At 74.3% G+C, this 7,688-nt stretch carries 6 protein-coding genes and 1 pseudogene; 1 reads left to right on the top strand and 6 read right to left on the bottom strand.

Going from position 1 to position 7,688, the window contains the following annotated elements; genetic code table 11:
* Nucleotides 1-687: 687 nt before the first annotated feature.
* From H1A17_RS32625 to paaI, 6 genes are all read right to left on the bottom strand, one after another.
* A complete protein-coding gene (locus H1A17_RS32625; RefSeq protein ID WP_194823685.1) occupies nt 688-1,707 on the bottom strand; it encodes an ABC transporter ATP-binding protein in 1,020 nt (339 codons plus the stop codon).
* On the bottom strand, nt 1,704-2,765 hold the full coding sequence (locus tag H1A17_RS32620) for an ABC transporter ATP-binding protein (protein WP_194823684.1): 1,062 nt from the start codon (nt 2,763-2,765) through the stop codon (nt 1,704-1,706). The genes H1A17_RS32625 and H1A17_RS32620 overlap by 4 nt, the downstream gene beginning before the upstream one ends.
* Entirely contained in the window at nt 2,762-3,715 is a 954-nt protein-coding gene (locus H1A17_RS32615) for an ABC transporter permease (RefSeq protein WP_228544684.1), read from the bottom strand. The genes H1A17_RS32620 and H1A17_RS32615 overlap by 4 nt, the downstream gene beginning before the upstream one ends.
* Nucleotides 3,712-4,656 carry an ABC transporter permease gene (locus H1A17_RS32610; protein WP_145919785.1) on the bottom strand — a complete coding sequence of 315 codons (945 nt, stop codon included), beginning with the start codon at nt 4,654-4,656 and terminating at the stop codon, nt 3,712-3,714. The genes H1A17_RS32615 and H1A17_RS32610 overlap by 4 nt, the downstream gene beginning before the upstream one ends.
* Nucleotides 4,657-4,665: 9 nt before the next feature.
* Nucleotides 4,666-6,201, bottom strand: coding sequence for an ABC transporter substrate-binding protein (locus H1A17_RS32605; protein WP_145919784.1), 1,536 nt, complete (start codon nt 6,199-6,201; stop codon nt 4,666-4,668).
* Nucleotides 6,202-6,408: 207 nt separating this feature from the next.
* On the bottom strand, nt 6,409-6,789 hold the full coding sequence (paaI, locus tag H1A17_RS32600; RefSeq protein WP_194823686.1) for a hydroxyphenylacetyl-CoA thioesterase PaaI: 381 nt from the start codon (nt 6,787-6,789) through the stop codon (nt 6,409-6,411).
* Nucleotides 6,790-7,117: 328 nt separating this feature from the next.
* Here paaI and H1A17_RS32595 point away from each other — a divergent pair.
* Nucleotides 7,118-7,627 (top strand): annotated as a pseudogene (locus H1A17_RS32595) (CrcB family protein); the annotation flags it as partial.
* Nucleotides 7,628-7,688: the final 61 nt, after the last annotated feature.

Raw genomic sequence — 7,688 nt, 5'->3', positions numbered from 1 at the left:
GACCGTCGGGGTGACCGGGCCCGTCGGGGCCGCCGCCGCGCGGGCCGGGGCCGACCGGTCGAGCGGCATGACCGGGCGAGGGGTCCCGGTCCGCCCGGTCGGGGCGCCGCACCGGGCCGGGGCCTCGGGGCGGGTGGCACCTGTGCACCGGGCCGCGCCGGGCGGGCGGGCCGGCGTCACCCGTGCGGCGGAACCGGTCCACCGCGTCGGGTCCGCCGGTCGGGTCGGAGGGGTCCACCGCGCGGGGTCCACCGGTCAGGGCGCAGGGACGCACCGCGCGGGGTCCGCCGGGCGGTGTCCCGGGGCGGGTCGGACGGCTGCCGGGGTGGTCGGGCACCTCCTGTGCCGCCTGCCCACGAGTGCCGGCGCGGGTGACGGAGTACCCGGCCGGGGATCTCGGCAGCCAACGGCCCTCGCCGGGGCCGCCCGGCCCCACGAGCCACGCCGGGGGTCCGGCGACACCGGGGGCGGGCGGCCGGGGTGGGCGACGGCCGTGACCGGACATCCGTCGGCGCTGCCGGACCGGTCGGGCCGGGCCGGCCGGCGACTGGCCGTCGTCGTGCCGCTGCCGTCCCGACCGGCCGGTGTCTCCGCTGCTCAGCGGCCGACGACCGGCCGGCGACGACGTGGGGAGGGGGTGCCGCCTCCCGCCGTACCGTTACCGGCGCGCGCCGCCTGACCGCCGCCCTACCGGGGTCCGTCGGCGACCGGGGCGGGCGGGTCGGCACGCATGGCGCGGACCGCCTCCCCGGCGAACAGGCACGCGGCCCGGTGGCCGGGGCCCACCTCGACCGGTGGCGGGTCGGTCCGGGCGCAGGCGGGGCGGGCCTGCGGGCAGCGGGTCCGGAACCGGCAGCCGCTCGGCGGACCGGTCGGGCTGGGCAGGTCGCCGGTGAGGATGATCCGCCGCCGGTTCCGTTCCACCCGGGGGTCGGCCACCGGGACCGCCGACAGCAGCGCCGCCGTGTAGGGGTGCGCCGGTTCGCGCCAGAGCTGCGCCGGGGTGCCGGTCTCCACGATCCGGCCCAGGTACATCACCGCGATCCGGTCGCTGAGGTGCTCCACGGCGGCCAGGTCGTGCGCGATGAACAGGTAGGTGAGCCCGAGGTCCCGTTGCAGCCGGCGCAGCAGGTTCATGATCTGCGCCTGCACGCTCAGGTCGAGCGACGCGATCGGTTCGTCGAGGACGATCAGGTCGGGTTCCCCGGCCAACGCGCGGGCTATGCCGACCCGTTGGCGTTGGCCGCCGGACAGTTCGTGCGGATGCCGACCGGCCGTCTCCGGCCGCAGGCCCACCAGGTCGAGCAGTTCGGCGACCCGGTGCCGGCGGGCCTGCGCCGAGGGGGCCAGCCGGTGCACGACCAACGGTTCGGCGATGCTGGCGCCGACGGTGCGGCGCGGGTCCAGCGACGCCTGCGGGTCCTGGAAGACCATGGCCACCCGGCGGCGCAGCCCGCGCAGCCGGCGACGCGACCAGCCGGTGACGTCCTGCCCGCCGACGGTGATCCGGCCGCCGGTCGGGGCCACCAGCCGCAGCAACGCCAGGCCGGTGGTGGACTTGCCGCTGCCGGACTCCCCCACCAGGCCCAGGGTCTCGCCCGCCCGTACGGTCAGCGACACGCCGTCCACCGCCCGCACCGGTGGGCCACCGGGGCTGGGGAACCAGACCGTGAGGTCGTCGAGTTCGGCGATCGTTCCCGTACTCATCGGTCCTCCGGGGTGGACGGGGCCGGGTCGTCACCGGCGGGCCGGGTCCCGGCAGCGGTGGCGGGGTAGAAGGTGCGGACCCGGTGGGCGGGGGCGATCGGGACCAGCGGCGGCAGCTCGTGGGCGCAGCGGGCGTCCCCGCGCACCGGGCAGCGGGGCCAGAACGCGCACCCGGGCGGCAGGTCGAGCGGGCTGGGTGGCGCGCCGGGGATCGCCGCCAGGTCCTCCCCCGCCGCGCCGGGCCGGGGCCGGGCCGCCAGCAGGGCCCGGGTGTACGGGTGCCCCGGCGCGACGAAGACCGCGTCGACCGGGCCCTGCTCGACGATCCGGCCCCCGTACATGACCGCGACGGTGTCGGCGATCCCGGCCACCACCCCGAGGTCGTGGGTGATCCAGACGACCGCGGTGCCGAGCCGGCGGCGCAGGTCGGCGACGAGTTCGACGATCTGCGCCTGGGTGGTGACGTCCAGCGCGGTGGTCGGCTCGTCGGCGATCAGCAGGGCCGGTTCGCAGGCCAGGGCCATCGCGATGACGACCCGTTGCCGCATCCCGCCGGAGAACTCGTGCGGGTGGGCGTCCACCCGCCGGCCGGGCGCCGGGATGCCGACCAGGTCGAGCAGCTCGACGGCGCGGGAGCGGGCCTGCCGCCGGCTCATCCCGAGGTGCTCCTCGCACGCCTCGGCGACCTGCCGACCGACGGTCAGCACCGGGTTGAGGGTGGTCATCGGGTCCTGGAAGACGAAGCCGACGTGCCGGCCCCGCCACCGGCGACGGTCCGACCCGGACATGCCGGTCAAGTCGCGGCCCAGCAGCCGGACCCGGCCGGTGACGGTGGCCGACCGTGGGGCCAGCCCGGTGGCGGCGAGCACGGTCATGCTCTTGCCGCTGCCGGACTCCCCGACCAGGGCGAGGGTCTCGCCGGGAGCCACCGACCAGTCGACGCCGGCGACCGCGCGGGCCGGGCCGTTGCGGGTGCCGAGGGTGACCGTCAGGTCGCTGATCTCCAGCACCGGCGCGTCCCCGGCGGCCCGGGGCGACGGTACGGCGGGTCCGCTCATCGGGTGCTCCTGCGGGCTTCGCTGACGGTGAGCTGACGGGGGTCGAGCACGTCGCGCAGGGCGTCACCGACCAGGTTGAACGCGAGCACGGTCAGGAAGATCGCCGCGCCGGGGAAGAACCCCAGCCACCAGGCGTCGGTGACGAAACCGCGCCCGTCGTAGAGCATCCGGCCCCAGGCCGGCGCGGGAGGCTGGACGCCCAGCCCCAGGAAGGACAGCGCCGCCTCGGACAGGATCGCGAAGGCCAACGACAGGGAGGTCTGCACGATCAGCGGGGCGGCGATGTTGGGCAGCACGTGCCGGCGCAGGATGCGCAGGTCGGAGGTGCCGATGGAGACGGCGGCCCGGACGAAGACCTGCTCCCGTACGGCGAGCACGCTGGCCCGGGTCACCCGGGCGAAGATCGGGCTGTAGACCACCCCGATGGCGGTCATCGCGGTGACCAGACCCGGGCCGAGGACCGCGACGATCGCCACGGCGAGCAGCAGCACCGGGAACGCGAACAGCACGTCCATGCCGCGCATGAGGACGTTATCCGTCCAGCCGCCGTACCAGCCGGCGAGCAGGCCGACGGTGACCCCGACGGCCAGGGCGATACCGACGCTGACCAGGCCCACCTGCAACGACACCCGGGCCGCCAGCAGCACCCGGCTGAGCACGTCGCGGCCCAGTTCGTCGGTGCCGAACGGGTGCGCGCCGCTGGGTGGACGGAGCATCTGGTCGACGTCCACGTCGTTGATCCCGGCCGGCGCGAGCCACTGCCCGGCCAGCCCGACGACCAGCAGGACCAACAGCACCACCGTGCCGGCGACGGCCGGCGGGTCGTGCCGCAGCGCGGTCAGCGCACGGCGCAGGGCGCCCGCCTCGGCGGCCGTCACCGACGGACGGTCGTCGACCGGGTCGACCGGCGGCACGGCGGCGGGGGTCGACGCCCGCTCCCCGGCGCTCATCGCAGCGTGATCCTCGGGTCGAGGCGGGCGTAGAGGACGTCCACCAGCAGGTTCACCAGCAGGAACAGGGTGGCCACGAAGAGCACCGCGCCCTGCAGCACCGGATAGTCCCGGGCCTGGACGGCGTCGTAGGTGAGCCGGCCGACGCCCGGCCAGGCGAACAGCACCTCGATCACGATCACCCCACCGACCAGGCTGGCCAGCTGCACCCCGACCACGGTGACCACCGGGACCAGCGCGTTGCGCAGCACGTGCCGTACGACCACCACCCGGCGGCGCAGCCCCTTGGCCTCGGCGGTGCGGACGTAGTCCTCGGCGAGCACCTCCAGCACCGAGGACCGGATGAACCGGGTGAGGATGGAGGCGGTGACCAGGCCGACGGCGGCGGCGGGCAACACCACGTGCGACGCCCAGCCCACCGGGTCGTCGGTGAGCGGCACGTAACCCGACGGGGGCAGCCAGCCGAGCACCCCGGCGAAGAGCAGGATGCCCATGATGCCCATCCAGAAGTCGGGGACGGACACGCCGAACTGGCTGAACACCCGGGCGGCGTGGTCGACGAACGAGCCGCTGCGCACCGCGGAGAGCACCCCGAGCGGGAAGGCGACGAGCAGGGCGAGCAGCACGGCGGTCACCGCCAGGGACAGGGTGGCGGGCAGCCGTTCCAGCACGATCGTGGTGACCGGCTGACCGCTGCGGAAGCTGACCCCGAGGTCACCGGTGAGCGCGTTGCCGACATAGCTGAGGTACTGCACCACCAGCGGGCGGTCCAGCCCGGAGCGTTCCCGCAGCGCGTCGTAGGTCTGCTGGTCGAAGCGGGTGCCGAGGGAGACCCGGACCGGGTCGCCGGGGACCAGTTGCAGCAGCAGGAAGACCACCAGGGTCACCCCGAGCAGGACGACGACCGACTGGAGCAGCCGCCGCAGGACGAAGCGTCCCACCTCGCCCCCTCAGCGGTTCAGGGCGACGTCGCGGAACCGGATCGCCCGGTCGGTGCGGACCTGGTAGCCGGTGACCTTGCGGGACCAGCCCTGCACCACGTCCGGGTTGTAGAGGTAGATGTAGCTGGCGTCGTCGACGATCTGCTTCGCGGCCCGCTCGTACGTCTGTTTACGGGCGGCCTCGTCGGTCTGGGTGCGGGCCTGGTCGAGCAGGGTGTCGACGGCGGGGTTGCTGTACTTGTGGAAGTTGAACGTGCCGCCGGTGCGGTGCTGGGCGTAGTAGAACTCGTCCGGGTCGATGTTGCCCAGCCAGCCGAGCAGGAAGGCGTCGAAGTTCCCCTTGCCCTGCTCGTCGAGCCACTGGGCGAAGTCCAGGGTGCGGATCTTCACGGTGATCCCGACGTCCTTCAACTGGGCGGCGATCACCTGGGCGGCGGTGACCGTCTCCGGGTACTCGCTGGTGACCATCAGGTCCATGGTGCGGCCGGTGACGCCGGCCCCGCCGAGCAGTTGCCGCGCCTGGTCCGGGTCGTGCCGGTACGGCGCGTAGTCGAAGTACCAGGAGCTGCCCTTGGGGATGGCGGTCTGGTTGGCGGTGGCCTGGCCGAACTTGGCGGCCTTGGTGATCGCCTCCCGGTCCAGGGCGAACGCGACGGCGCGGCGCACGTTGACGTCGTCGTACGGCTTGCGTGCCTCGTTGAGGGCGAGGTACCAGTAGTCGGTGGAGGGGGTGGTGGCGACGGTCACCGCGCCGTCCTCCTTGAGGGTCGGCACCTGCTGGGGTGGCAGGTTGTCGGTCCACTGCACCTCGCCGCCGCGCAGGTTCTGCAACGCCACCGTCGGGTCCTTGACGAAGGTGAAGGTGACCCCGTCGAGCTTCGGTTTCGGCCCCCAGTAGGCGTCGTTGCGGGTCAGTTTGATGGTGTCGCCGGAGGTGTAGGAGGCGACGGTGAACGGGCCGCTGCCCACCGGCCGGGTCGTGATCGCGCCCGACTCCACGTTGGCCTTCTGGACGATCGCGACGCCCTTGAAGCCGCCGAGGTTGGCCAGCAGGTTGGGGGTGGGCGCGGTCAGGGTGACCACCACGGTGGCCGGGTCGGGCGCGGTCACGGTCTTGACGGTGGCGAACTTGTACGCCGCGTTCAGCTTCTCGTTGATGATCCGCTGGTAGGAGTAGACGACGTCCTGTGCGGTCAGCGGCGATCCGTCGGAGAACCGGGCCCCCTCGCGGAGGGTGAACGTCCAGGTGAGCTGGTCGCTGCTGGTGGTCCACTTCGTGGCCAGCGCGGGCCCCATCTTCAGGTCGGCGTCCGGCTCGACCAGGGTGTCGTAGACGTTCTCCAGCACCTGGAAGCTGTAGTAGGCCGAGGTCTTGTGCGGGTCGAGCTGGTCGGGTTCGCCGCCGATGGCGGCGGTGAGCGTGCCGCCTGTCGATCCCCCGGCGGTGGACCCGCCGTCGACGTCGACGCTCTCTCCGGCGCTGCACCCGGCCAGCGCGGTCAGGGCGACGGCGAGCGCCGCCGCGACGATCTTCGATCTGGTCATGGACTCGGTCACCCTTCGTCGCCTGGCAGATCAGAAGGGCGAGTCTTCTCCGCCGGGCGGCGCGATGTCAACAATAACCGATCAAACCGGGGTGAAAGCCCAGAAATCAGCGCGATCGACGACCGTCGCGGGTGGAGGGTGCACAGCGGACCGCTCCCGTACCGGCTCTGTTTCCCGTCCGACGCCTGTCGAAACCCGGGCCGCCGGTCAGTCGTCGGCGGGGCGGGTGAGGGTGCGGCTACGCCCCCGGAACTCGGCCACCACCTCGCCGTCGCGGCTGACGGTCACGTCGTAGATGCCGCTGCGGCCGTACCGGACGCGTTCGGTGGCGGACGCGGTCAGCAGGTCGCCCTCACGGACCGGACGCAGGAAGCTGATCTCGCCGCCGGCCGCGACGGTGGCCGGGCCGTGCGTGTTGCAGGCCAGCGCGAAGGCGGTGTCGGCGAGCAGGAAGACGAACCCGCCGTGGCCGATGCGGTGGCCGTTGAGCATCCCGGCGGTCACCCGCATCCGGGCCACCGCCGTGCCATCGGCGGCGTGGACCAGCTCGATGCCGAGCCCCCGGGACGCCACGTCGGCGTCGAACATGTCGTGGGCCGCGGTCCGGGCCGGCGGCACCGCAGCGCCGTCGGTCCGCCCGGCGAGGTCCGCTTCGCGGGGGTACGGGCTGCGGTCCGGCACTGTTCCTCCTGACGGTCGGGGCACGCTGACGGTCGTGGCGCGACGACCGGCACCCGGCCGGCCGCCCCGCCGACCGTACGCCGTCGGTGGGCACCGGCCACGGCACCCGGGCCGGCCGGGCTATGCTCACGGACGAGTCGGCGGTGGGGCCCGCCGTCCCGGCCCGACCGGGAGAACCGCGCGGACGCGCCAACGGTCCCTGCCAGTGCTCGGTGATACTGGTGGGGAGGTCCCGGTGACGTCACCGTCGTCGCGGCGCGTCGATCCCGACGTCGACCTGCGGGTCCCGGCCGACCGGGGCGAACTGGCCGCGCACCCGGCCGCCGTGCTGGGCGTGGTCGCCGCCGGTGGGGCGCTCGGGGCGCTCGCCCGTGCCGGGGTGCAGGCCGCCCTGCCGCACACCCCGACCGGTTTCCCCTGGTCCACCTTCACGGTCAACGTCACCGGGTGCCTGCTGATCGGGGCGCTGATGGCGGTGCTCGGCCGACGGCGGACCGGCCCGCTGGTCCGGCCGCTGCTCGGGGTGGGTGTGCTCGGCGGGTTCACCACCTTCTCCGCGTACGCGATGGACGTCCACCGGGTGCTGGCCGCCGGGGCCGCCGGGACGGCGCTGGGCTACCTGGTCGCCACCCTGGTCGGTGGGCTCACGGCCGTCGCCGCCGGCGACGCCGTGGCCGGCCGGCTGCTGGACCGCAGCGACCGACGCCGACCCGGCGGCGCCCTGCTCGGCCTGGTGCTCGTGCCGTTCGGGAAGTACCCGGCCAATCCCCCGGCGGTCGGCAACCCCGACACCATCGACCAGCGCA

The organism is Micromonospora sp. S-DT3-3-22, assembly GCF_015354745.1.
GTDB lineage: Bacteria > Actinomycetota > Actinomycetes > Mycobacteriales > Micromonosporaceae > Micromonospora > Micromonospora wenchangensis.
Note: the sequence above shows the minus strand (reverse complement) of the source record. Positions and strands in the feature narration are given on the sequence as shown.

Bases quoted from the DNA above. Each gene is read 5' to 3' on its own strand.
- H1A17_RS32625 (WP_194823685.1), bottom strand. From the start codon at position 1,707: ATGAGTACGGGAACGATCGCCGAACTCGACGACCTCACGGTCTGGTTC.
- H1A17_RS32620 (WP_194823684.1), bottom strand. From the start codon at position 2,765: ATGAGCGGACCCGCCGTACCGTCGCCCCGGGCCGCCGGGGACGCGCCG.
- H1A17_RS32615 (WP_228544684.1), bottom strand. From the start codon at position 3,715: ATGAGCGCCGGGGAGCGGGCGTCGACCCCCGCCGCCGTGCCGCCGGTC.
- H1A17_RS32605 (WP_145919784.1), bottom strand. From the start codon at position 6,201: ATGACCAGATCGAAGATCGTCGCGGCGGCGCTCGCCGTCGCCCTGACC.
- paaI (WP_194823686.1), bottom strand. From the start codon at position 6,789: ATGTTCGACGCCGACGTGGCGTCCCGGGGGCTCGGCATCGAGCTGGTC.